The 709-nt window shown below is 38.6% G+C and carries 2 protein-coding genes; both read right to left on the reverse strand.

The genetic code is table 11. The features are described from left to right. Window positions 1-301: transposase (locus tag PseudUWO310_RS22595; protein WP_190316138.1), on the reverse strand; the 301-nt coding region annotated here is incomplete at its 3' end. 226 nt (window positions 302-527) lie between these two features. Next, on the reverse strand, window positions 528-709 hold a 182-nt coding region (locus PseudUWO310_RS23465; protein WP_223805817.1), incomplete at its 5' end, for a hypothetical protein.

The following is a 709-nucleotide window of genomic DNA, read 5'->3' on the forward strand; positions in this document are numbered from 1 at the left end:
CTAGTTCTTGGGCAATTTGTCGATTCGAGAAATTTAATCCCATCAAGTATAGGCACAATATCCACATCCGTAGTGGTTGATGGTGTCCTGCAAATATTGTGTCGGTTAGATCGTCAAAGTTGGTGTTGCAAGTTTTACACTGGTATCGTTGGCGAGCAGGTTGTGTTTCATCTTTGCCGCGCTTGATCACCGCTAAGTTTTGACATTTTGGACGGCATACTCCTCTTGTCCATCGCATCTGACTCACTGTTTCGTAGCATTTTTCATCATCGATTAGATGGGTTAAGTTCACACTCAGCATAGTGATCGCTGCTTTTGGATTCCGCTACAATATTATCAATTTCTGCCTTTCTTTACCTACCCGAAACACCTATTGAGCCTTTTTGATTATCTGGAAACAACTAAATTGGTTTCGCTAGGATTGAACAGTTGACGCTTAGAATCATGTAAAAACTCAATGCTAATGAGTTTTTTTGATTTTCATGTTTTTTCCTGCCAATAGCGTTTGACACCGTTTGTAATGTTTGTCATTTTGGAGAAACTACTGAGTTTGATGTAGCCTGTTGCTTGTAGCAAAGGAATTCTGTGAAGTCTTTAACTTGTAGAATCGATTCTTCTGGAAGTATTTCTAGTAATGCTAAAAGTTGTTGCTTTACTTTCTGTTTATCGCTTTGTTGAGGAGCATTTATTGGATTTATTTGGTGAGGAT

The sequence above is a fragment of the Pseudanabaena sp. UWO310 genome, assembly GCF_006861605.1.
Lineage (GTDB): Bacteria > Cyanobacteriota > Cyanobacteriia > Pseudanabaenales > Pseudanabaenaceae > Pseudanabaena.